Source organism: Verrucomicrobium sp., from assembly GCA_028283855.1.
GTDB lineage: Bacteria > Verrucomicrobiota > Verrucomicrobiia > Methylacidiphilales > GAS474 > GAS474.
This window is the reverse complement of record JAPWJX010000004.1, coordinates 43248-65930: the sequence shown is the minus strand read 5'-3', so window position 1 is coordinate 65930 and position 22683 is coordinate 43248. Positions and strand designations below refer to the sequence as shown.

Here is a 22683-nt window from a genome sequence, read left to right as displayed (position 1 = left end):
GGGCCATCCCCCCCGTTCAAGCCGATTCGTTAACCGGGCCCAGATAAGAGAGAAGGCCCCGCGCCGCCCGGGCGGCGGTGGCAAAGCAGCCCTGCAGGAGATAGCCCCCCGTGGGCGCTTCCCAATCGATCATCTCCCCCGCCGCGAAGAGGCCGGGAGCGGCCCGCAGCATCAGGTTTTCGTCCAGGGCCTCCCAGGCGACGCCTCCGGCGGAGGAAATCGCCTCGGCGATCGGCTGGGGCCCTTCCAGGCGGACCCGGACGGCCTTCACCCCCGACGCGGCCGAGGCGATGTCGGGATAGGGACCGCCCCGCTCGAAAAGCGCGGCGGCGGCGGGCCCCAGACGCCACTTTTCCGCCAGCAGGCGGGCCAGCCCCTCCGCCGCGCGGGGCGGCGTCCCGGCCTTGCGGACCAGGGCGTCCGCCGACAGGCCCGGCTTCAGGTCGATCTCCAGTTCCGGCGCGGCGCGCAGCGCGGGCCCCAGGGGATAGAGGGCGCCCCCTTCCAACCCATAGCGGGTGACGACGCATTCCCCCTCCACCCGGCGCCCCCCGGCGGAAAGGGCGACGTTTTTCAGCGGCTTCCCCTCCGCGCGGACCAGGACCTCCGGCGGCCAGGCGACGCGCCAGCCGCAGTTGGCCGCCTGCCAGGGAGAGACGGGGACGCCCGCCCGTTCCAGGAGGGGCGGCCAGTCCCCTTCCGAGCCGGTCTCCGGCCAGGACGCCCCGCCAAGGGCCAGGACGGCGGCGTCCACCTCCCGCTCCGCCGGACCGGTGCGGGTTTGAAAACGGAGGCGGAGCCGCCCATCGGGGAGCCGCTCCCAGCCGGTCCACGCGTGGTGCGGCGCAAAGGCGACGCCCAGCCGCCGCAGCCGTTCCACCCAGCGGCGGAGAAGCGGGGCGGCCTTCTTCTCCACCGGGAAAACCCGGCCGCTGGTGCCGACGAAGGTTTCGACCCCCAAGCCCGCGGCCCAGGCACGCAGGGCCTCCGGCGGAAAATCGGCCAGGAGGGAGGCCCACCGGGGATCCCCGTAGCGGGCGGCAAAGGCGGGCAGAGGCTCCGAGTGGGTCAGGTTGAGCCCCCCGCCTCCGGCGACGAGAAATTTGCGCCCCACGGAAGCCTTCCGGTCAAAGAGCGTCACCGCGCGGCCCGCCTCGGCGGCCAGCTCGGCGGCGCGCAGCCCGGCCGGGCCTCCGCCCACGATGGCGACTTCCTTTCCCATGCCCGGAACGCTGCCGCAGGGGGCGGGCTTCCCCAATGAAAATCGGCGCGCTTGTACTCCGCGCGGGCGCTTGCTTAAGTGTCGATGTCGTCAATGGCCGCCCTTCCCGAAACCGCCGCGTTCTGCATCGCCGTGGGCGACGCCTCCGTCGAACAGGCGCGCCGCTGCCGGGCGACCTTCAAGCTCTTCCACCCGGAAATCCCCTTCTACATCCTGGACGAGAATCTCTACCTCTGGTTCACCCGCCAGCGGGAGATCATCCACGCGGGGGAGATCGTCTCCCTGCGCTCCATCGTCGGCGCGACGCTGGCGAAACTCCACCCCCACCTCCTTTACCTGGACGCTGACGTGCTGGTGCTGGGCCCCCTCACCGCCCTTCTGGAGTCCCCCGCGCCCCTCACCGTCACCGCCGACACGACCTCCTACGGCCTCGGCGAGCCGGTCCTCAACGCGGGCGTCCTCGCCGCCCGGGGAGAGGCCTTCTGGCACGCCTGGATGCAGCGCATCTATTCCCAAATCGTGCCGATCCTGGGCAACTTCCTGGACCAACTCTCCCTGCGGGAGCTCTGCATGGAGCCCACCTTTCCCCACCACCGGATCCCGGAAGGGAAGGGAGAGGCCTTCTACAACCTTTCCTACTGGGAACATCCGGGCGAGTGGCGCGTGGAGAACGGCGTCCTCCACCGCGGGGACGCCGAGGTCCGCCTCTGGCACTTCGGCGGCGGCAAGCCGGAGAACAAGCACTGGGACAAGATGCCGCCCGAACCCCGCGCGCTGGCGCAGGCCCTCCTGGGCCGCGCGGAACCCTTCCTGGACTATGCGGCGGAGGCCGAGGCGCTGGAAGCCCTCCTGGCCCCGATGGAGGCCGAATATCTGCGGGGCATGGAGGCCTTTTTCCGCCAGGTGCCCACGCGCACCCGGGACGACCTCCCCGCGCCGGTGGAAACCACCGGCCTCCTCTGCAGCGACGCCCCGGCATCCTGGGACCAGTTCCGCAACCTGGAGGGCACCGGCTTCCACCGCCGCCTCCTGGCGCCGCCCCCGCGCTTCATCTACGCGCAGGACCCGGCCCGGCTCGAGCGGCTCGACCTGGCCCAGGCCACCCTGCGTCGGGAATGGGCGGGCCTTTTGGAAGAGGAAGGCAAGAACGCCGGTCAGGCGTAACGGACCTCGACCGTCCCGTCCAGGCGGCGGGAAAGGTCGATCGGGTCGCCGATGGAAACCTCCCCGGAGCGGACCTGGTAGGCCCACACCTCGAAGTAAGTCAGCTTAGCCTGGCCGTAGATGGTGGAGAAAGCGCCGTCGACCGCGTCGAGGCCGTGCGCCACCTTCACCCGGCCGATGCGCGGCACGTTGTAACGGGGATCGAAAGTGTACCACCGCTGCCCCAGGTAGACCTCCATGTACGCGTGAAAGTCCATCGGCACGCCGGGGTCGATGTAGCCGATGTCCGGCAAGTGGCCGGTGACGTAGCGCGCGGGCATGTTGAAAGCCCGGCAGAGCGCGATGCCGCAATGGGCGAAGTCCCGGCAGACGCCGTAGCCGCGGTGAATGACCTCGGAGGCGGAGATGTCCGCCCGGCCGGAGCCGAAGCGGTATTCGATATTCTCGTGCACCCAGTCGCAGATCGCCTGCACGCGCCGGAGGCCGTGCGGCACGCCGCCAAACTGGCTCCAGGCAAAGTCGAGCAGCTTGTCCGAATCGCAGTAGCGGCTGGGCAGCGTGTAGCGCAGCAGCTCCGGCGGCAGCTGCTCCACCGGCACCGGGTGGTCGTCCACCTCCAGGTTCTCCGGCTGGGAGGAGACGGCCACGATCGCGTCGTGCCGGATCTCGTTGCGCCCCGGCGCCAGCACGCAGCGGTAGGTGATATTGCCGCAGATGTCCTCAAACTCGTGCGGCGGCAGGCCGGGGCCGAAGGAGAGTTTTTCCTCCTGAATGACCTGGTTCTCCGCGATGCGCGGCTTGAGGACCAGGAGAATGGGGGTGGGCTGCGTCGTCTCATAGACGAAGTCGCAGCCAACGCGGACCGTCAGGTCCAGCGGAGCGGGCTTGGCTTCCATAAAAAGAGAAGGGCCACTATAGCAAAGAACCGCCCTCCCCTCCCCGCCAAACACGCAACCCATTAACCATCAATTATATATTCATGTAAGACGGCTCACCCGTAGAGAACATGGCTTCTCCTGATCTAGCGCATGCGGCGAGCCTGGATGGTTCCGTAGGCTGTCGAGGTGCCCGAGGAAAAACTGTCCGCCACATTCAGATAAACAACGGTGTTCGTAGTTACCAGGAACCGGGTCAAGCCCGTGGGAAACGACCAAAAGGAATTGGCGATTGAAATGGCTTGGTGGCTAACGAAACCCGGGGAGGAATAGGCCGGAAAGCCAGAGGATGTCGTATAAATCCCGGCCGTAAGGGAGGTGACCGTGCCGGTAAATGTGAATTCCACGTTTCCCATCACCTCCCAGTCGCCCGGAGTCAGCGTCACGCTCGTCACATTCGCCGTGACCGCGGAGGTTAGGGATACCGTCCCGGAACTGCTCACATATTCCCCAATACATCCCGCAGCCGCACTCGACCCGCCGGTCGCTCCCAGCACAGCTGCGGAAGGGATGCTCGTGAGGCCCGCGCCACTGCCGCTGAAAGACGTCGCCGTCACCGTGCCGGTCACCGTTTGATTCGTGGTGAAGGTATTGGCCGTGCCCAGGCCGGGATAGTCGCTCCCCGCCGTGGCGGCCACGGCGCCCCCGCTGCCGTTGCCCTTCAGCAGCGCCCCCGTCGAGGCGATCGCCGCGCCCGCCCCGGGAGCCCAGGAGCTGCCGTTGAATGCCAGGACCTGCCCATTGGTCGCGCTTCCCGCGGCCAGGGAGGAAAGCGGAACCGTGTGGGAGGAAAGCCCCGCGCCGCTGCCGCTGAAGGAGGCGGCGCTCACCGCCCCGGAGAAGGCCGCCGCCCCCGTCGCCCGGGAAACCGTCAACACGTTGGTCGTGGTCAAGCCGGTGTCGTCATAGCTCCGCAGGAAGAAGTTGCCTCCCGCGCTGGAGCCCGTCTCCGCATCGCTCGACTTGCCCATGGACCAGCGGTTATAGGGGCCTTTGTTCAGGTAATAGGCCGACTCGTAACCGCTATCCCCGCCCAGGCCGATTCCCGCCCCATAGCCCGCGGAATGCACGTTGAAGTAGCAGGAATACGGATTGCCCACGTAGTCGAGGCTCTCCTCCTGCACCACCAGGTCATTATTGTCATACCCACCCTGCAAATGGAGCGCGCCCCCCACGGCGCTTCCATCCACAGAAATACGCAGGTCATCCCCCGAACGCCGGATCGACCAATCGGTCGAATCGCTCGAGCCGATCACGATCCCGTTGGTGCTGCCCGCGTCGGGGGAAATGGTAAGCAGATTGGCCAGGCGCGCCTTGCCGCGCACCTGCAGGGCCGTGCCCCCGTCGTCATCCGTCAGCGCGCCCCCCACCACCACGCGGGAATTCACCGCCAACGCCACCGGGGACAGCCCATCCCGCAGGAAGCCCAGGAACGCGGCGCTTCCGCTCAGGGCATCGTTCATGAGGGAGAAGAAGAAAGATTTGCTCCCGTCGTTCGGCGAGGTCAGCCGCCAGACGCGGCTGTTCGCCGGCGCGGCCGCGTTCTTAAAGTCGAGCGCCAGGTCGAGGCCCCCCGCCGCGTTCGTGAGGGAGGAGGAGGTCAGGGTCAGCGCCCCAGGAGAAAGGTCCGCCGCCCCCGGCGCGGACAGCGTGGAGCGCAGGAGAAGGACCGGAGCCAGGTTCGTCTGGGAAACGGAAATCGTCTGCGGCAGAGTGAAGGTGTTCGCCGCCGCCAGGAGCGGCACGCGTGGATCGGCCGCCGCGTTGGTCACCGCGTGGCCGCCCATGTCCAGGTCGTTCTGGGCCGCGCCCTGGAAGGTGGGGTTATTGATCAGCTGCTGCGCGGAAACCGGCAGGACCGCCAGCAGGAAGAGGGGGAGAAGGAGCGTCTTTTTCATCCGTTGCCGCCGACGCTAGCCCGCCCCGCGCCAGGCCGTCCTTGACGGGAGGAGCGGCGGGAATGGCACCCCGCGTTTTCGGCTGGCCGGGCGGCCCGCCTGCGCCTGCAATGGCGGCATGAGCCCAGACGTCTTCGGCGGCCCGCCCCGCCACCACCACGCCGCCCTCTCCGTCTCCAACCTGGACGCCGCCGCCGGCTGGTACGGGGAGATGCTCGGCTTCCAGGCCCAAGCCGCGCGGCGGCTGGAGCTTCCCCACCTGCGCGCGGCGCTGCTTCAAAGGGACGGCTTCCGACTGGAACTCATCGAGCTCTACGGATCGGAGGCCTCTCCCCTGGCCTGGCAGGAGCCCGACGCGCAGATGAAGACGCGCGGCTACGCCCACTACGCCTTCCAAGTCGCCGACCTGGACGCGACGATCGCCGCCCTCCAAGCCAAGGGCGCCCGCTTCGCCTGCGAGCCGGGCCATCTGCCCGCCCTGGGCATCCGCTACGTCCACATCTTCGACCTAGACGGCAACCTGGTCGAATTCGCGCAGGAGCTGGGCGCCTAGCGGCTCCGCTTGAGGTCCCTGGCCAGCTTGCGGATCCGTTCCGCGTCCCGCGGCGTGGCCGGATTGAAAACAACCAGGCTCAGATCGGGCCGCCCGTCGACGGCGAAGGTGGACGGCTCCAGCGTCAGCATCCCCGCCACCGGATGCTTGAGCCGCTTGACCCCCTCGCACGGGGTGGAGAGGTCGTGCTCGCGCCATAGCGCGTCGAACTCGGCGCTGGCGCGGCGCAGTTCCTGGACCAGCGCCTGCACCTCTTCCGCCGCCCCGGCCCGCTCCACCTCCACGCGGAATGTCGCCACCGTGAAGCGGGCGACTTCCTTCCAATCCCGCTGCGCGGCGCGCGTCGGCGTGTGGCAAAAGATCCGGCGCAGGATGTTTCTTCCGCCGGGAGGCAGCTTCTCGTAATCGGTCAGGGCCGCCCGGGCCGCCCGGTTCCACGCGACCACCTCCCAGGTGGCCGTCCGCACGATGGCGGGAACTCCCTCCATGGCGTCGAGCACCCGCTGGAGGCGGGCGGAGACGCCGACCTCCCGGTAACGCACCTCCGGCGCCCGGCCCAGGGCCAGGAGGAAAAGATGCTCCCGCTCCACCTCCGTCAGCATCAGCGCACGGGAAAGCCGGTCGAGGACATCGGCCGAAGGGGCGCCCCCGCGCCCCTGCTCCAGCCACGTATACCAGGTGGCGCTGATGTGGGCGCGGTGGGCCACCTCCTCCCGCCTCAACCCGGGCGTCCTGCGCCGCCCCAGGGGAAAGCTCATGGCGGCGGCGTCGAGCTTCGTGCGGCGGGCTTTGAGATAATCGCCGAGGCGGTTTTCTGAGGGCATGGGCGGAAAACTGTTAAGAATTATACCAGTATATTGTCACTACTTTTACGGGGATAATTTTGCCTTAAAGATATTCCTCTCTCAACCCCCAAACAGGAGATATCCATGCGTGTTTTCGTTACCGGAGCCACCGGCTTCATCGGCTCCGCCGTCATCAAAGAACTGCTAGCTGCCGGCCACCGCGTGCTGGGCATGGCCCGCTCCGAGGCAGGCATCCGGGCCCTGGCCGACGCGGGAGCGCAGGCGCATCCCGGCTCGCTGGAAGACCTGGATAGCCTGAAAAGGGGCGCCGCGGAGGCCGACGCCGTCATCCATCTGGGCTTCATCCACGACTTTTCCAAGTTCCAGGAAAACTGCCGGATCGACCAGCGCGCCATCGAGGCCCTGGGCGCGGCGCTGGCCGGCTCCGCGCGGCCCCTCATCGTCGCCTCCGGCCTGGCGGGCCTGGCCGCGCCGGGAGAGGTGGCGACGGAAGACCATGCGGTTCCTCCCCATTTCCCCTTCCCGCGCGTCTCGGAGCAGACCGCCTTGGCCCTGCGGGGCGTGGCCGCCTCCGTCATGCGGTTGCCGCAGGTCCACGATCCCGTCAAACAAGGGCTGGTCAGCTATCTCATCGCCCTGGCCCGGGAGAAAGGCGTCTCCGCCTACGTGGGAGAGGGAACCAACCGCTGGGCGGCCGCGCACGTCGCCGATGTCGCGCGCCTGTACCGGCTGGTCCTGGAAAAAGGAGAGCCCGGCGCGGCATGGCACGCGGTGGGCGAGGTCGGCGTTCCCCTGCGGGCAATCGCCGAGGCAATCGGGCGCGGCCTCAAGATCCCCGCCGTTTCCCTCTCCCAGGAGGAAGCCAAGGCCCACTTCGGATGGCTGGGCGGATTTGCCGGCGGCGACCTGCAAGGCTCCAGCGAGAAGACGCGGCAAAAGCTGGGCTGGAATCCGACGGGCCCTGGCCTCCTGGCCGATTTGGAGGCCATGGACTACTCCGCGGCCTAGCGGTTCATTCCAGGCGAAAGCGTAACGTTCGAGAAGTTAAGGGGCAAGGCCTTGGCCAAGCGTGTTCAAAGCCTCTTTCCGCACGATCCAATCATCATCCCTGGCCAGCAGCTGAAGGTAATAAACGGGCAGGCGTGGATTGCGCGCCAACGCCCGCATGATGCGGATTTTTCTTGGATCACTGTCCGGGGCCTTTGCCGCGTACATATAAATGTTCGTCGTCCCCTCGGCCGGCATGGCGGGGTTGGAGGCCAATGCCAGGAGAATGTCCAAATCCCGCGTGTCCCGGGCTAGCCCCAGGAGGGAGGGAACGTCCGATGCCTTCAAGGCAGGAGAAGCGGCAACCGCCAGGGCGGCCTGGGATGCCGCTTTTCCCTCTCGCGCAAGATGGCCGAAATAAAGGAAGGCTCCCCATCCAAGAACTCCCAACGTCAGGAGTGCCCCGACCGCTCCTGTGCGCACTGGGTTTCCCCCGCCTTTGCCCGTCAGATGAATCGCGCCATTAACAAGGAGGGTGAGAAGCCAGCCCAAGAGCCCTACCCCGATCATCCAGAACGGAATGAAAAAGAAGCCGACGACCGCGGTCGAAGAATGGGAGGAAAGAATCCCCATCACTCCGTAAACGCCCAAAGCGACCCCCGCAAAGCCCCCCACCAAAACGGGATAACGGCCGAGAAGCCACCTATTCGCACTGCCCGGACGGGCCTTGCGCCAGCCCACGAAAAGCATTCCTCCCCAAAGCAGGTACGGGATGGCGAGAATCCCGAGAGAGAAAAGATGGAGCATCGGCTTTAGGGCGTGGGAAACCCGGCTAGCAAAGGAAGCGTGCGGTCGAGAGGACTTGAACCTCCATGGATTGCTCCACTAGAACCTGAATCTAGCGCGTCTGCCATTTCGCCACGACCGCGTGGGAAGAGGATGGAATTTACGGAAGGGCCCCCGCCGGGGCAAGCCTTAAACTAAACCGCCAGCGCCTGCGCGGCGTGGAAGACGGCGTAGCTGGGCATGGCCCCCTTCTGGCTGGCCACCCATTCCCCCGTCCGGCAGGCCGCCGCCAGGGTGTCCCGGGGATGCTCCGTGCCGGAAAGGAGGCCGCGCGTGAGCCGCGCCAGGAAGGAATCGCCCGCGCCGACGGTGTCGGCGACCTGGACCTTTCGGCCTCGCTCGAAGTACCACTCCCCCTTGATGAGGAGGCCCGCGCCGCGCTCGGCGGCGGTGATGCAGATGGTGTGGCAGCCGGTTTCCTTTTCCAGGGCGCGGGCCAGCCGGATGGCGACGGTGTCGAGGGTCCCGTCCGCCAGGGAGATGCCGGTGAGGCGGGCGGCTTCCTCGTGGTTGAGTTTGATGACGTTGGCTTCCTTGGCCAGCTTCCAGACGGTTTCCACGGTGTCGAAGGGAGGGCGGAGATTGACGTCGAAGATGCGGAGCTTGGACGAATCCTTTTGGAAGACGTGGAGCAGTTCCAGGATCTCCGCCAGGTTCTGCGGGGAGCGCTGGGCCAGGGATCCGAAGACGATGCCGTCCAGGCTGGGGGCCAGGGCCTTGAGCTCCGCCGGGGGGACGATGTGGTCCCAGGCGACGCCGGTTTTGATGTCGTAGCTGGCGTTGCCCTGCTCGTTGATGGTGGCCTGGACGGTGCCGGTGGGCCAATCGGTGTGGCGGACGATGAAGCGGGTGCTGATTCCCTGCCCTTCGAGGTAGGCCAGGATCTCGCGGCCCAGCTCGTCCTCGCCGACGGCGGTGGCGACGAAGGGCTCGATGCCGTTCTGGGCCAGATGGTAGGCGACGTTGACGGGGGCGCCGCCGGGATGGCGGCCGGTGGGGAGGCAGTCCCAGAGGAGCTCGCCGAAGCAAAGGATCTTTTTCACTGCGTGCGGGCGGCGGCGCGATGGAGGTCCGCGGCGGTCAAAGATTGGGCGACGGGGGCGCGCTGGTAGGCGGCTTCCGGCACGGCGCTTTTGGAGGGGGCGCTTTTTTCCCGGCTGTTTTCCAGGTTATAGAGCTGGACGGCGTCCTGGTAGCTGGCGGAACGGGCCAGGGCGGACTCGACGGCGGGCAGCTCGTCCCAGTGGTGCATGACGATGATGTCGGGAACGCCTTGGAACCCCTCTCCCGGCTGGGCGGCGGCGGCGCGGAGCTGGCCGGCGCGGGCTTCCTTGTCGGTGATGTGGTCGGCGCCGACGATGGCGACGACGGGGATGCCGGCGCGGACGGCGGAACGGACGCCGGAGAGGCTGTCCTCAAAGGCGAGGCTTTGGCCGGGCTCGACGCCCAGGGTCTTGGCGGCGTGGAGGTAGATGCTGGGATCGGGCTTGTTGCGCGGGCCCTCGGGGAAGATCTTGGGGTCTTCCGCGCTGAAGACCTGGGGGAAATAGGGGCGCAGGGTCTTGCCGTCGTCCTGGACGCGGTCGATGCAGGGCTCGACGCGCTCCAGGGGGCTGCTGGTGACGATGGCGCAGGGTTTCCCCTCCGTCTGGAGGCGCTGGAGCTGGGGGACGATGCCGGGGACGGGGGTGACGTCCGCCGCCAGGACGGCGATGGTGTCGTGCAGCTGCTTCTTGTCCAGGGCGGGGTAGGCGGCGGCGGGGATCTTTTCCCCGACGTTTTCCTCCACCGCGTCGCAGATCTGGCGGAAGGATTTGCCGGAGAGGAAGGAGATGAGGGTGGGGTCGTAGTCCTTGCCGAAGTGCCCGTAGGCGGTGTCCAGCGCCACTTTCATGGCGAGGGATTCGCTCTGGACGGTCGTGCCGTCACAATCGAAGAGGAAGGCCTGGGGCTTCATGGGGGATTAGCTCAAATAGTGGGAAAGGGTCGCTTGGGTGCCGCGTTGGTTGAGGCTGTCGAGGGCGGCGGCGAGTTCCCGCACGAAGGGCTGGGCCTGGGGCAGGTCGTCGCCGAACACCTGTTTTATTCCAAGCACGGCACGTGCCGGATCGGCGCTCTGGGCGGCGGAAACCAGCTGGGAGGCGATGGGGTCGGTGATTTCGATGGGGGCGCCCTGCTCGTCGGTGCCGCGCAGGTAGCGGATCCAGCCCGCCAGGGCCAGGGCCAGGAGGCGGACGGGGCGGCCGGCCTTCACCTGGTCCCGGACGCAGGCGATGAGGTTGTTCGGCAGCTTTTGGGAGCCGTCCATGGCCAGGCGCTGGACTTGGTCCTGGATGCTGGGGTTGCCGAAGCGGGCGATGAGGGTGGCCTTGTACTCCGCCAGGTCGACGCGCGGCAGGGGCAGGAGGGTGGGGGTGACTTCCTCATCCATGAGGCGCTGGAGGAAGCGGGTGATGAGGGGGTCGTTGGTCGCCCGGTCGACGAGGCGGTGGCCGAGCAGGTAGCCCAGGTAGGCCAGGGCGGAGTGGCCGCCGTTGAGGAGGCGGACCTTCATGTGCTCGTAGGGCTTCACGTCGTCCAACAGCTCGGCGCCCGCCTTTTCCCACGCGGGGCGGCCGGCGGCGAAGTGGTCTTCCACGATCCACTGGCGGAAGGACTCGGAGACGATGGGCCACTGGTCCTGGATGCCGTATTTCTCGGCGACCATGGCCTTTTCCTTCGGCGTGGTGACGGGGGTGATCCGGTCGACCATGGTGTTGGGGAAGGCGATCGATTCCTCGATCCAGGCGGCGAGCTTCGGATACTTGAGGGTGGCGAAGGAGAGGATGACGTCCTTGGCCACGTCGCCGTTGCCCAGGAGGTTGTCGCAGGAAAGGATGGTGACGGGGGTCTTGTCCCCGGCGAAGCGGCGCTGGAGGGACTCGACGATGAAGCCGATGGCGGTCTGCAGCTTGGCCCCGGCGGCCAGGTCGTTGACGATGGCGGGGTGCTTGTCGTTGAGGCGGCCGGTGGCGGGATCGTGGAAGTAGCCTTTTTCCGTGACGGTGAGGCTGATGATGGCCGTCTCCGGGCCGGCGAGGCGGGCCAGGGTTTTTTCCTGGTCCTGGAAGCCGAGCATCATGTCCCGGATGGAGCCGATGACGCGGGCCTGGTCGGCCTGCGGGCTGCGCTCGACCAAGGTGTAGAGGAAGTCCTGGGAGGCCAGGGCCTGGCGCATGGCCTGGTCCTGTTCCAGGACGCCGAGGCCGCAGATGCCCCAATCGGTCGCGCCCTGGTTGAGGAGGTCGTCCAGGTAGACGGCCTGGTGGGCGCGGTGGAAGCCGCCGAGGCCGATGTGGACGATGCGCGGGACGACGCGGGAGCGGTCGTAGCGCGGGACGGCGACGGTGGCGGGCAGCTGGGAAAGCAGCGCGGCGTTGAGGGGGGAGGCCGTGGTGGACGGCTTTTCTTCGGACAGGGTGGCCATGGTCATGTGGATGGGACGCCGCGGGAAAGAGCGCTATCTATCGGAGATAACGGTCCTTCGCGGGCGTCTCGGACTGAACCACCAAATCGGGCAGAGGACAACGCTGAACTGGGTCCTTGGAGAAGGTCCGCTCGATGGCGTGGAGGGCGTCCCGCCGGGGCTGGACCTCCTGGGCGACGGCCTGGAGGGTTTCCAGGGTGCCGCGGCCGGGGCGCTGCTCGTTGATCTTCCAAACGGAGGTCATCTGGCGGCTAATGTCGCCCAGGAATTGCTCGTCCTGCGCCAGGGGTCCCAGGAGGACCTGCATGTCCTTCAGCTTGAGGAGGGGGGTGAGGTCGGCCTGGGCGGCGGGATCGGCCTTCTTGGCCTCGTGCCAGGCGGCGTGGACTTCCTTCGCCGCCTGGACGAAGCCGAGCTTGGCGGCGTTGTCGTCCTTGAAGGCGGTGGGGTGGCCGTGGTCGTTCTCGCCGCGCAGGAGGTTGAACCAGGCGGCCATGACGAAGGTGAGGTGCGGCGCGTTCTGGCCATTTTCCCGCAGGTGCTGGATGGGGCGGACGATCCGGTCCAGCAGCTTGCCGGAGGAGTTGTCGACCAGGCGGCCTAGGTCGTCCTGGATGGAGGAGTTGGAGAAGCGGCTGATGACGGTGGCCGGGCTGAAGGTCTTGTGCATGTCGGCATGCTCCGGGAGGGTCTGCTGGGTCTCCCGGCTCATGCCGTGGATGAAGTCGCGGATGGCGGACTTGGCGATCGTCTCATGGACGATCTTTTCCCCGGCGGAAAGGCCCAGGATGCCGATGGCGCGATGGCCGCCGTTGAGCATGCGCAGCTTGCCGACTTCGTAGGCGTGCATCTCCTCCTTCGAGGCGACGGCGACGTTGCTCTCCGGCAGCTTCTGGAAGGGGAGGATGTCGAAGATGCGCGGGTCGGTGTCGGCGATGACCAGCTTGCCGAAGGGCTCGCCGGTGACGGGCAGCGCGTCGTGGACGCCGTGGGCGGCCAGGTTGGCGCGCTCGGCCTCCAGGGTCTGGTCCTTGAGGGCGGGACAGATCTTGTCGACCATGGTCTGCGGGACGTGGACCTGGTCCTGGACGTACTCGGCCAGGTGGGTGCCGTGGAGCTTGTCGCGCTCCTGGGCCATGGTGAGGAGGGCCTGCTTGATGACCTTGCCGCTGTCGGAGACGTTTTCCAGGGGCAGGATGATGGGCGGCTCCTGCCCGGCCTGCTGGCGCAGGGCCAGGCCCTGCAGCACGTAGCCGAGGGCGGTGACGGGGGTCGTCGGGTTCTCGATGTCCTGGCGGACGGAGGGATTGTCGAGGTCCAGCTCGCTGCCCACGCCCTTGAAGTTGTAGCCGCGGGAGGTGATGGTCATGGTGACCACCTGGGTGCGCGGGTCGGCGATCTGGTTGTAGACCTTCGCCGGCTCGTCCGTGGCGAAGATGGAATCGGTGATGGAGCCGATCAGGCGGAAGCGGTCGACGGTGCCGTCATGCTCGTGAAGGGTGTAGAGGCCGCCCTGCTCGCGGAAGCTGTCCGCCTTGGCGCGGCTGCTGGCCTCGGTGCCGCAGGAGACGGAGACGATGGCCAGGTTGGTGATGCCCTTGTTGTTGAGGGCCTCCACTTCCGGGACGAAGAGTCCGCGGAAAAGGACGCTGGACCCGCCGAGGGCGACAACGCGCTTCTCCAAGGTGTCGCGGTTGAACTGGGGGAAGTGCTCCGCGTCGAAGTGGGGACGGAGCGCCTCTAAGGTGGTGGGGGTCACCTTCTTACCCTGGACTTCTGCCATAATACCTTTCTAGGCAAAGACTTAGATAGTCAGCGCCGGAACGGAAACGTTAAGGTTCTCTTCTGCCGCACGCGCCTTGCGGGAATGGCCCTGTTCGCAGTAGCTCGAAGACATCTTAACTCCGTTCATTTTCACCCCCTTAGAAGCGGCCCGCCCGAGCCATCCTCCAAAACGATGAAGTCTGCCAATATTAATTATTCGGCTATTTGGGTCAAGTACGCCTAAGATATTTTGTCATAAATAGAGATATTTTTCTCTTGGCATGGGACGTGTTTATCTGGCTGGCGTCGTGACCCCCCCTTCTTTGAACGATTTTTCATGTGACGATTTCGTGGCGATTTTCGGTCCCGTCTTTGAAGAGTCGCCCTGGATCGCCGCCGCCGCGTGGGAGCGGCGGCCCTTTTCCTCCCCCGCCGACCTGCGCGAAAAACTCGTCGCCGTGCTGCGGGAAAGCGGCCGGGAAAAGAAGCTGACCCTCATCCGCGCCCACCCCGACCTGGCCGGGCGGCTGGCGCGGGAGAACAAGCTGACCGCCGCCTCCCGCGCGGAGCAGGCCGGTGCGGGCCTGGACCGGCTATCCGAGGAGGAGCTGGCCCGCTTCGAGGCGGGCAACGCGCGCTACCGGGAGAAGTTCGGCTTTCCCTTCGTCATCTGCGCGCGGCTCAACGACAAGGCCGCCATCCTCTCCGCCTTCGCGCGGCGGCTGGAGAATGATCCCCAAACGGAGTTCGACACGGCGCTGGCCGAAATCGAAAAAATCGCCACCCTGCGCCTGGAACAGATCTTTTCCGCATGAGCAAACTCTCCACCCACGTCCTGGACACCTGCCACGGCCGCCCCGCGGCGGGCCTCACGATCGAGCTTTTCCGCCTGGAATCCGGCGGCGCGCGGACGCTCCTCCAAACGGCGGCGACGAACGCGGACGGCCGGACCGACGCCCCGCTCCTCTCCGGCGAGGCCGTCCAGGCCGGGAGCTACGAGCTGCTCTTCCACCTCGGCGCCTATTTCCAAAGCCTCGGCGTCCCCTCCCCCTTCCTGGACGAGGTGCCGGTCCGCTTCGCCATGGAGGCGGGCGGCTCCTACCACGTGCCGCTCCTGGCCTCCCCCTGGGCCTACACGACCTACCGGGGAAGCTGACCCTTTTACTATATTATATGGAAGCAAAGCTCGCCGCGCGGATCGCGAAGCTGGCCACCGTCACCGACGAGCCGGGCCGGATCACCCGCACCCTCCTTTCCCCCGCCATGGCGGAGGCCGCCCGCCTGGTCTACGGCTGGATGACCGATGCCGGGCTGGAAGCGCGGATCGACGCCTTGGGCAGCGTCATCGGCCACCTGCCGGGCGCCACGCCGGAGGCGGGAACCCTGCTGCTGGGCTCCCACCTGGACACCGTCCGCAACGGCGGCGGCTATGACGGCCCGGCGGGGATCGTCACCGCGCTGGCCGCGCTGGAGGACCTGCGGGAACGGGGCGTCATCCTTCCCTTCGACGTCGACGTGCTGGCCTTCGCCGACGAGGAGGGCGTCCGCTTCGGCACGCCCTACCTGGGGAGCAAGGCGGTGACCGGCCAGCTGGAGCCGGAAGACCTCCTCCTGCGCGACCGCGACGGGATCACCCTGGCCCAGGCCTCCGACCTGGCCGAACCGCCGGTCTCCCTCTACGTGGCCAAGCGCCTATTGGGCTACGTGGAGGCCCACATCGAGCAGGGCCCCGTCCTGGAACGGCGGGAAGCGCCTCTGGGCGTCGTCACCCACATCGCCGCGCAGGTCCGGCTGGAAGCGGTCTTCACCGGCGTGGCCGGGCACGCCGGGACGACGCCGATGGCCGGACGCCAGGACGCCCTGTGCGCCGCCGCCGCCTTCATCCTGGCCGTGGAGGACCTGGGGCGGCACACGGAGGGCCTCGTGGCCACCGTCGGCCGCGTCCACGTCTCCCCCAACGCGGGCAACGTCATCCCGGGGGAGGTGGTCCTCTCCGTCGACCTCCGCCACGCGGAAACCTGGGCCGTCACCCACGCCCGGGAACTGCTGGAAGAGCGCGCCGCCCACAGCGCGCAGGAGCGGGGCGTCACCGCGCGCGTGCGGACGCTCCTCGTCCAGGAGGAGGTGGACTGCGACGCCGCGCTCCTTTCCAAGCTGGCGAAGGCCGCCCACGAGCCGCCCCGGCTGGTGAGCGGGGCCGGGCACGACGGCGTCATCCTCTCCCGCATCGCTCCCGTGGGCATGCTCTTCATCCGCTGCCGGGACGGCCTTTCCCACCATCCGGACGAATACGCCGCGCCGGACGACCTGGCCGCCGCCGCGCGCGCCCTGGCCCGCTTCCTGGAGGATTTCGCGAAGTGAACGGGCCGTGCGACGTCCTCCTGCGCGGCGGCACGCTGGCCGACGGCTCCGTGGCCGACGTCGCCTGGCGCGCGGGGCGGATCGTGGCCGTGGCCCCTTCCCTGGACCTCCCCGCCGCGCGGATCGTCGACGCCGGTGGAGCATACGTCCTCCCCGGATTCATCGACGCCCACGTCCATTTCAACGAGCCGGGCCGGGCCGAGTGGGAGGGCCTGGCCACCGGCAGCGCCGCCCTGGCCGCCGGGGGCGGGAGCGCCTTCTTCGACATGCCGCTCAACAGCACGCCGCCCGTCCTGGACGGCGCCGCGTTCGACGCGAAGGCCGCCGCCCTGGCCCGCTCCTCCCGGCTCGACGCGGCGCTCTGGGGCGGCCTGACCCCGCTGAACCTGAAGGCGCTGCCGGAACTGGCCGCGCGCGGCGCGATCGGCTTCAAGGCCTTCCTTTCCGACAGCGGCCTGCCGGAGTTCCCCGCCGCCGACGCGGCGACGCTGCGGGAAGGGATGGCCCGCGCGGCGGAGCTGGGGCTGCCCGTGGCCGTCCACGCGGAGGACGAGGCAACGACCCGCCGCCTGGCGGAGGCCGCCCGCGCCGCCGGAAAGACCGGCGTGCGGGACTACCTGGCCTCCCGCCCCCCGGAGGCGGAGGTGGCCGCCATCGAGATGGCCTGCTCCCTGGCGCGGGAAACGGGCTGCTCCCTCCACATCGTCCACGTCAGCACGGCGGCGGGCCTCGACGCCGCCCTGCGCGGCGGGGCCACGGCGGAAACCTGCCCGCACTACCTCCTCCTCACGGAGGAGGACATGGCGGAAAAGGGCCCCGTCGCCAAATGTGCCCCGCCCCTGCGCGCGGCGGCGGAGCGGGACCGGCTCTGGCAGGGCCTGGCGGAGGGGAAGATCCTGACTGTCGGCTCCGACCATTCCCCCGCCCCGCCGGAGATGAAGCGGGACGCCGACTTCTTCGCCGTCTGGGGCGGCATCTCCGGCTGCCAGCACGCCGCGCCCCTCTTCCTCCAGGCCGCGCTCGACCGGGGGCTCTCCCTGGCGGAGACCGTGCCGCTCCTTACGGAGAATGTCGCCCGCCGCTTCCGCCTGGCGGAGATGGGCCGCCTGGAGCCGGGCTTCCGCGCCGACGTGACGGTGCTCCGCCCGGAGGAGCGCCGGATCGAGGCGTCCGAATTGCTTTACCGCCACCGGCAATCGCCTTACGTTGGCGTCGTGTCGGGACTTCAAGTCGTCGAAACCTTCTGCCGGGGCGTCTCCGTCCACCCCGCGCCGACGCCCGCCTCCTTCACCGCGCAGCTCCTGCGCCCCACCCCCTTATCATGAGCACCCCCCTCTTCGGTTCCACCCGCACCCGCGTCGCCGGGCGGCACGCCCTCATCACCCCGGACGGCCACGTCGCCAGCGTCCTGCCGGGCATGGAAAAGGTCCGCGCCGTCGCCCACATCACGCCCGCGCTGGGGGCCGGCTTCGCCCAATACACGCTCCACATCGAGGCAGGCGGCACGGCCAACTTTTCCTCCCGCGGCAGCCAGCACTTCTTCTACGTGCTTCAGGGCAAGGTCGTCGCCAGGGCCCGGGCGGAGGACCGCGCGCTGAGCCCCGGCGAATACCTCTACCTTTCACCGGCCGACGCGGGCTCCCTCCGCGCGGGGGAGGACCCGGCCGTCGTCGCCGTCTTCGCCAAGGAATTCGTGCCGCAGAAGGACGAGGCGCCGCCCGCCTCCCTCTTCGGCCGCGGCGCCGACGTGGAGGGCCAGCCCTTCCTGGGCAATCCCAAAGCCCTCCTCCAAGTCCTCCTCCCGGACGCCCCCGCGTGGGACATGGCGGTGAACGTCTTCACCTACCAGCCGGGAGCCACCCTCCCCTTCGTCGAAACGCACGTGATGGAGCACGGACTCCTCATGTTGCGCGGCCAGGGGATCTACCGGCTGGAAGAGGAATGGTACCCGGTGACCGCCGGGGACGTGATCTGGATGGCCCCCCACTGCCCGCAATGGTTCGTGGCGATGGGGGACGAGCCCGCCGCCTACCTCTACTACAAGGACGTCAACCGCCCCCTGCTGTGAGCCCGGCCCCGGCCCTCTCCCTCGACGCCGCCCGCCTCCAGGCGGAAATCGACGAGCTGGCCGCCATTTCCGAGGCGCCCGCCCCCGTGGTGACGCGCGTCCTCTATTCCGAAAAGGACCTGGCCGCCCGCGCCTGGCTGGCGGGCCGCTGCCGCGCGCTGGGGCTGGAGCTGCGGACCGACGCGGTGGGCAACACCTTCGCCCACTGGGAGGGGACGGAGCCCGGCCTGCCCGCCGTGGCCACCGGCTCCCACATCGACGCGATCCCGAACGCGGGCCGCTACGACGGCGTCGTGGGCGTCCTGGGCGCGCTGGAGGCCTTCCGCGCGCTGCGCGCCTCCGGCTTCGCGCCGCGCCGCGCGATCGAGCTGGTTGTCTTCGCCGCCGAGGAGCCGACCCGCTTCGGCCTGGGCTGCCTGGGCAGCCGGATGCTTTCCGGCGCGCTCTCCCCGGAAAAGGCCGCCGCCCTGCGCGACTCCGGCGGAGTCACCCTGGCCCAATGGCGGGAGGGGCTGGCCGCCGCCGGCTATTCCTGGGCCGCCGCGCCGCTGGCCTCCGCCGCCCTGCCGCGCGGGTGCTACCACGCCTTCGTGGAACTCCACATCGAGCAGGGCCCGATCCTGGAAAAAGAGGGCCTCGACCTGGCGGTGGTGGAGAAGATCGCCGCGCCCGCCGCCTTCCGCTACCGGCTGACGGGGGAAGGCGGCCACGCCGGGGCCGTCCTCATGCCCGGGCGGCACGACGCGCTCCTGGCCGGGGCGGAAATCGCCCTGGCGGCGGAAAAGGCGGCGAAGGAATCGGGCAGCCCCGACACGGTGGCGACGACCGGCGTCTTCCAGATCGGCCCCAACGCGATCAACAGCATCCCCGCCTCCGCCCTCCTGGAAATCGACCTGCGGGACACCGACGTGGCCGTGCGGGAGCGGACGCTCCGCGCCATCGAGGCCGCCGCGGAGGAGGCCTGCAAACGGCGCGGCGTCACCTTCCTGGAGGAGCCGATCAACCTCGACCCGCCCGCCCTGTGCGACGCGGGCCTGCGCGACGACCTGCTGCGCCTGGCGCGGGAGGCCGGGCTGAAGGCCGTCCCCCTGGTCAGCCACGCCTACCACGACACCCTGTTCATGGCCCTCCTCTGCCCGGTGACGATGCTCTTCGTCCCCAGCCGGGGCGGCGTCAGCCACCGGCCGGACGAATACACCTCCCCGGAAGAGACCGCGCGCGGCGCGGCGGTCCTGGCCGCCGCCCTGCGGGAATGGGCCTCCTGAAAAAACCTTTATGAAACTAGTCATCCTCGACGGACACACCCTCAACCCCGGCGACCTTTCCTGGAAGGAAGTCGAGGCGCTGGCGGAAACGACTTTTTATCCCCGCACCTCTCCCGCCGAGCTGGCCGCCCGCCTGGCCGAGGCGGAGGCCGTCCTGACGAACAAGGCCGCCCTGCCCGCCGCCGCGTTCGAGGCGGCGCCGAAGCTCCGCTACGTCGGCGTGACCGCCACGGGCTACAACATGGTCGACCTGGAGGCGGCCAAGCACCGCGGCGTGACGGTGACGAACGTGCCGGGCTACAGCACCGACTCGGTCGCCCAGCTCGTCTTCGCCCTCCTCCTGGAAGTGACCCACCACGTCGGCCACCACGCGCGGCGCGTGGCGGAGGGGGCGTGGAGCGCCAGCCCCGATTTCTGCTTCTGGGATTTCCCCCTCATCGAGCTTGCGGGGAAGTCGATCGGCCTCGTCGGCTTCGGCCAGACGGCGCAGGCCGTGGGGCGGATCGCCCACGCCTTCGGCATGAAGGTGCTGGTCCACACCCGCACCGCCAAGCCGTGGAGCGAATACCCCGTCACCTTCCTGGGGCTGCCCGCCCTGCTGGAATCGAGCGACGTGGTGAGCCTCCACTGCCCGCTCACCCCGCAGACCCAGGGCCTCATCTCCTGGGACAACCTGAAGCGGATGAAGCGCAGCGCCATCCTCGTCAACACCGCCCGGGGCGGCCTCCTCAACGACGCCGACGTGGCCCGCGCCCTGCAGGAGGGGATCATCGCCCATGCCGCCGTCGACGTCCTCTCCGCGGAGCCGCCCCCGGCCGACCACCCGCTTCTCTCCGCGCCGCGCTGCCTCGTCGTCCCCCACATCGCCTGGGCCAGCTTCGCCGCGCGGGAGCGCCTTATGCATCAGACGGCGGAAAACCTCCGCGCCTTCCTGGCCGGGAAACCGCGCAACGTCGTCTCAAATTAATCCCTTAACCGGCATGAAGGATGCTTCCATGTTCCTTTGAGCATGCCGCCTTCCCGATGTACCTTTTCGCCGACCGACTGGGAGATCCTCTCCAAGTTCTGGTATCCCGTCGCCTTCTCCCATGACGTCAAGGCGGCCCCCTACGCCGCCCAGCTCCTGGACCAAAAACTCGTCCTCTACCGGAACGAGAAAGGCGTCACCGCCGCCGTCGACCTCTGCCTCCACCGGGGCGTCCCGCTGACGAAGGGCTGGGTGGAGGGGAACGACCTGGTCTGCAAATACCACGGCTTCCGCTACGCCCCGGACGGCAAGTGCATCGATATCCCCGCCCACCCCGGCGCGGCGATTCCGCCCAAACTCTGCCTCCAGACCTTCCCCACCGTGGAAAAATACGGCCTGGTCTGGACCTGCCTCGATCCCTCCGCCCCGCAGGTCCTCCCCGACTTCCACGAATGGGACGATCCGAACTACGTCCGCGTCCTGCCCGACTCCGTCGACATGAACGCCGCCGCCGGGCGCCAGCTGGAAGGGTTCCTCGACGTCGCCCACTTCGCCTGGATCCACACGGAAACCTTCGGCGATCGGAGCAACCCCATCGTCCCCCGCTACGAGGTGACGCCCCGGCCCCACGGGCTCCTCATGGACTACACCAGCTCCGTCTCCAACTACACCCCGGACCAGCGGCACCGCGCTCCGGAAGGCTTCGTCTGGCGGCGCGTCTTCGAGGTGACCGTCCCCTTCAGCGCGCGGCTCACCGTCCACTTCCCGGACAACGGCCACCTCTGCATCCTCAACGCCTGCTGCCCCATCTCCGCCCGGAAAACGCGGCTCTTCGTCCCCATCTGCCGGGACTTCGACAAGGACTTCCCGGAACAGCTGGTGAAGGAATTCAACGCCAAGGTCTTCGCCGAAGACCAAGACATCGTCGAAACGCAGTGCCCGGAAGACCTCCCCATCGACCTGACGGAGGAAGTCCACATCCGGGCCGACCGCACCTCCATCGAATACCGCAAAGCGCTTGGCGTCCTGGGCCTGGGCCGTAATTATACGACCTAGAAAGCACCAGATGGCACAACTCCTCACGAACACCTACGGCAAGGGCCGCGTCCGCGTCCTGCGCGTCGTCCGCGGCGCCGAAGGCCGGCACGACGTCTACGAGGCCGAAGTCAAAGCGATGCTGGAGGGCGACTTCGCCGCCACCTACCTGACCGGCGACAACGGCAAGGTCACCCCCACCGACACGGTCAAGAACACCGTCCAGATCCTGGCGCAAAAGCACCTGGGCCCCTGCCCGCAGGCCTTCGCCCTGGCGCTGGGGGACTACTTCCTCTCCGCCTACCCGGCGGTGGCCAAGGCCCGCGTCGAGGTCACCCTGCGCCGGTGGGAGCGCTACGCCGGGCGGCCCCACACCTTCCAGGGCGGCTCCAGCGGACTACCCTACGGCCGGGTGGAGATCGACCGGGAAAACTGCCGCGTCGAGGGCGGCGTGCGGGGCCTGTTGGTCCTCAACTCCACCAACTCCGCCTTCAAGGGATATCCCAAGGACGCCTACACCACCCTGCCGGAAACCGACGACCGGATCCTGGCCACCCAGGTCGACGCCACCTGGCTCTACGCCGCGCGCGGGGCCGACTTCGCCGCCGACGCGGCGATCCTGGAAACGCTCCTCACCACCTTCGCCGACACCTTCAGCCCCTCCCTTCAGAATACCCTCTACCTAATGGGCCAGGCCGCGCTGGAAAAGGTCCCCGCCATCGAGGAAATCCACCTGGCCATGCCGAACAAGCACTACCTGCCCGTCAACTTCGCCCCCTTCAAACTGGAAAACCCGGGCGAAATCTTCCTGCCCACCGACGAGCCCCACGGCCAAATCGAGGCCCGCCTCGGCCGATGAAGACGCCTCAGGACTTCATGCGGGAAGCCGCGCGCCTTTCCCGGGAAGGGATGGACGCCGGCCGGGGCGGCCCCTTCGGCTGCGTCATCGTGCGCGGCGGGGAAATCGTCGGCCGCGGGAACAACGGCGTCACCTCCACGAACGACCCGACGGCCCACGCGGAAGTCGTCGCCATCCGGGAGGCCTGCAAGGCCCTGAACACCTTCACCCTGGCCGGGTGCGAGCTCTATACCAGCTGCGAGCCCTGCCCCATGTGCCTGGCCGCCGTCTACTGGGCCCGGATCGACCGCCTCTACTACGCCAACACGCGGGAAGACGCCGCCCGCATCGGCTTCGACGACGCCTTCCTCTATAAGGAGGTCGCCCTCCCCGTCGACGAGCGGTCGCTCCCCACCCATCTTCTTCCCGACGCCGAAGCCCAGGCCGCCTTCGAGGCCTGGGTGACGAAGCCGGACAAGAAGCCCTACTAACTCCCAAACACAGCGGG

General features: G+C 68.4%; 22 protein-coding genes and 1 tRNA gene. 13 read left to right on the top strand and 10 right to left on the bottom strand.

Features of this window, described 5'->3' with window-relative positions; genetic code table 11:
• Nucleotides 1-16: 16 nt before the first annotated feature.
• Nucleotides 17-1222, bottom strand: a complete 1206-nt coding sequence (locus tag PW734_08595; protein MDE1171247.1) for a TIGR03862 family flavoprotein — start codon at nt 1220-1222, stop codon at nt 17-19.
• 93 nt (nt 1223-1315) lie between these two features.
• Here PW734_08595 and PW734_08590 point away from each other — a divergent pair, with 93 nt between their 5' ends.
• Nucleotides 1316-2386: a hypothetical protein gene (locus PW734_08590; protein ID MDE1171246.1), complete on the top strand. Its 1071-nt coding sequence runs from the start codon at nt 1316-1318 to the stop codon at nt 2384-2386.
• Here PW734_08590 and PW734_08585 read toward each other — a convergent pair.
• Together PW734_08585 and PW734_08580 are read right to left on the bottom strand one after the other, a co-directional pair.
• Nucleotides 2377-3282 carry a transglutaminase family protein gene (locus tag PW734_08585; GenBank protein ID MDE1171245.1) on the bottom strand — a complete coding sequence of 302 codons (906 nt, stop codon included), beginning with the start codon at nt 3280-3282 and terminating at the stop codon, nt 2377-2379. The genes PW734_08590 and PW734_08585 overlap by 10 nt on opposite strands.
• A gap of 125 nt (nt 3283-3407) precedes the next feature.
• A complete protein-coding gene (locus PW734_08580) occupies nt 3408-5219 on the bottom strand; it encodes a hypothetical protein (GenBank protein ID MDE1171244.1) in 1812 nt (603 codons plus the stop codon).
• A gap of 118 nt (nt 5220-5337) precedes the next feature.
• Between PW734_08580 and PW734_08575 the strand changes: the two genes are divergently transcribed.
• On the top strand, nt 5338-5772 hold the full coding sequence (locus PW734_08575) for a VOC family protein (protein MDE1171243.1): 435 nt from the start codon (nt 5338-5340) through the stop codon (nt 5770-5772).
• Here the strand turns inward: PW734_08575 and PW734_08570 are convergent.
• A complete protein-coding gene (locus PW734_08570) occupies nt 5769-6596 on the bottom strand; it encodes a helix-turn-helix transcriptional regulator (GenBank protein MDE1171242.1) in 828 nt (275 codons plus the stop codon). The two genes, PW734_08575 and PW734_08570, sit on opposite strands and share 4 nt — an antisense overlap.
• A 105-nt stretch (nt 6597-6701) precedes the next feature.
• On the opposite strand from PW734_08570, the gene PW734_08565 reads away from it, so the two are divergent.
• Nucleotides 6702-7586, top strand: a complete 885-nt coding sequence (locus tag PW734_08565) for an SDR family oxidoreductase (protein MDE1171241.1) — start codon at nt 6702-6704, stop codon at nt 7584-7586.
• A 36-nt stretch (nt 7587-7622) separates the two neighbouring features.
• Here PW734_08565 and PW734_08560 read toward each other — a convergent pair whose 3' ends face one another.
• From PW734_08560 to PW734_08535, 6 genes are all read right to left on the bottom strand, one after another.
• Nucleotides 7623-8372 carry a hypothetical protein gene (locus PW734_08560; GenBank protein MDE1171240.1) on the bottom strand — a complete coding sequence of 250 codons (750 nt, stop codon included), beginning with the start codon at nt 8370-8372 and terminating at the stop codon, nt 7623-7625.
• Nucleotides 8373-8412: 40 nt separating this feature from the next.
• A tRNA-Leu gene (locus PW734_08555) sits at nt 8413-8493 on the bottom strand.
• A 52-nt stretch (nt 8494-8545) separates the two neighbouring features.
• A complete protein-coding gene (locus tag PW734_08550) occupies nt 8546-9454 on the bottom strand; it encodes a carbohydrate kinase (GenBank protein MDE1171239.1) in 909 nt (302 codons plus the stop codon).
• Entirely contained in the window at nt 9451-10368 is a 918-nt protein-coding gene (locus tag PW734_08545; GenBank protein MDE1171238.1) for an HAD family phosphatase, read from the bottom strand. Before PW734_08545 ends, PW734_08550 begins: the two co-directional genes overlap by 4 nt.
• 6 nt (nt 10369-10374) lie before the next feature.
• On the bottom strand, nt 10375-11877 hold the full coding sequence (locus PW734_08540; GenBank protein ID MDE1171237.1) for a mannitol dehydrogenase family protein: 1503 nt from the start codon (nt 11875-11877) through the stop codon (nt 10375-10377).
• 37 nt (nt 11878-11914) lie between these two features.
• The gene (locus PW734_08535) at nt 11915-13660 is read right to left on the bottom strand and encodes a mannitol dehydrogenase family protein (GenBank protein MDE1171236.1); all 1746 of its coding nucleotides are present in this window, start codon (nt 13658-13660) and stop codon (nt 11915-11917) included.
• Nucleotides 13661-13922: 262 nt separating this feature from the next.
• Between PW734_08535 and uraD the strand changes: the two genes are divergently transcribed.
• Genes uraD through PW734_08485 form a run of 10 tightly spaced genes read left to right on the top strand, consistent with a single transcriptional unit; the run spans nt 13923 to nt 22666 of the window.
• Nucleotides 13923-14456 (top strand): 2-oxo-4-hydroxy-4-carboxy-5-ureidoimidazoline decarboxylase, encoded by a 534-nt coding sequence (uraD, locus tag PW734_08530; GenBank protein MDE1171235.1) that lies wholly within the window; start codon nt 13923-13925, stop codon nt 14454-14456.
• Nucleotides 14453-14797, top strand: a complete 345-nt coding sequence (gene uraH / locus PW734_08525) for a hydroxyisourate hydrolase (GenBank protein ID MDE1171234.1) — start codon at nt 14453-14455, stop codon at nt 14795-14797. Before uraD ends, uraH begins: the two co-directional genes overlap by 4 nt.
• Before the next feature lie 17 nt (nt 14798-14814).
• Nucleotides 14815-16002, top strand: a complete 1188-nt coding sequence (locus PW734_08520) for a M20 family metallo-hydrolase (GenBank protein MDE1171233.1) — start codon at nt 14815-14817, stop codon at nt 16000-16002.
• Nucleotides 15999-17327, top strand: coding sequence for an allantoinase AllB (gene allB, locus PW734_08515; GenBank protein ID MDE1171232.1), 1329 nt, complete (start codon nt 15999-16001; stop codon nt 17325-17327). Before PW734_08520 ends, allB begins: the two co-directional genes overlap by 4 nt.
• The gene (allE, locus tag PW734_08510) at nt 17324-18070 is read left to right on the top strand and encodes a (S)-ureidoglycine aminohydrolase (protein ID MDE1171231.1); all 747 of its coding nucleotides are present in this window, start codon (nt 17324-17326) and stop codon (nt 18068-18070) included. The genes allB and allE overlap by 4 nt, the downstream gene beginning before the upstream one ends.
• Nucleotides 18067-19335 carry a M20 family metallo-hydrolase gene (locus PW734_08505; protein MDE1171230.1) on the top strand — a complete coding sequence of 423 codons (1269 nt, stop codon included), beginning with the start codon at nt 18067-18069 and terminating at the stop codon, nt 19333-19335. Before allE ends, PW734_08505 begins: the two co-directional genes overlap by 4 nt.
• A 10-nt stretch (nt 19336-19345) precedes the next feature.
• The gene (locus PW734_08500) at nt 19346-20302 is read left to right on the top strand and encodes a D-2-hydroxyacid dehydrogenase (GenBank protein ID MDE1171229.1); all 957 of its coding nucleotides are present in this window, start codon (nt 19346-19348) and stop codon (nt 20300-20302) included.
• Nucleotides 20303-20344: 42 nt separating this feature from the next.
• Complete coding sequence (locus PW734_08495; protein ID MDE1171228.1) at nt 20345-21358, top strand: aromatic ring-hydroxylating dioxygenase subunit alpha; 1014 nt, start codon at nt 20345-20347, stop codon at nt 21356-21358.
• Between the two features lie 10 nt (nt 21359-21368).
• Nucleotides 21369-22196: a urate oxidase gene (gene pucL / locus PW734_08490; GenBank protein MDE1171227.1), complete on the top strand. Its 828-nt coding sequence runs from the start codon at nt 21369-21371 to the stop codon at nt 22194-22196.
• Complete coding sequence (locus PW734_08485) at nt 22193-22666, top strand: deaminase (GenBank protein MDE1171226.1); 474 nt, start codon at nt 22193-22195, stop codon at nt 22664-22666. Before pucL ends, PW734_08485 begins: the two co-directional genes overlap by 4 nt.
• Nucleotides 22667-22683: the final 17 nt, after the last annotated feature.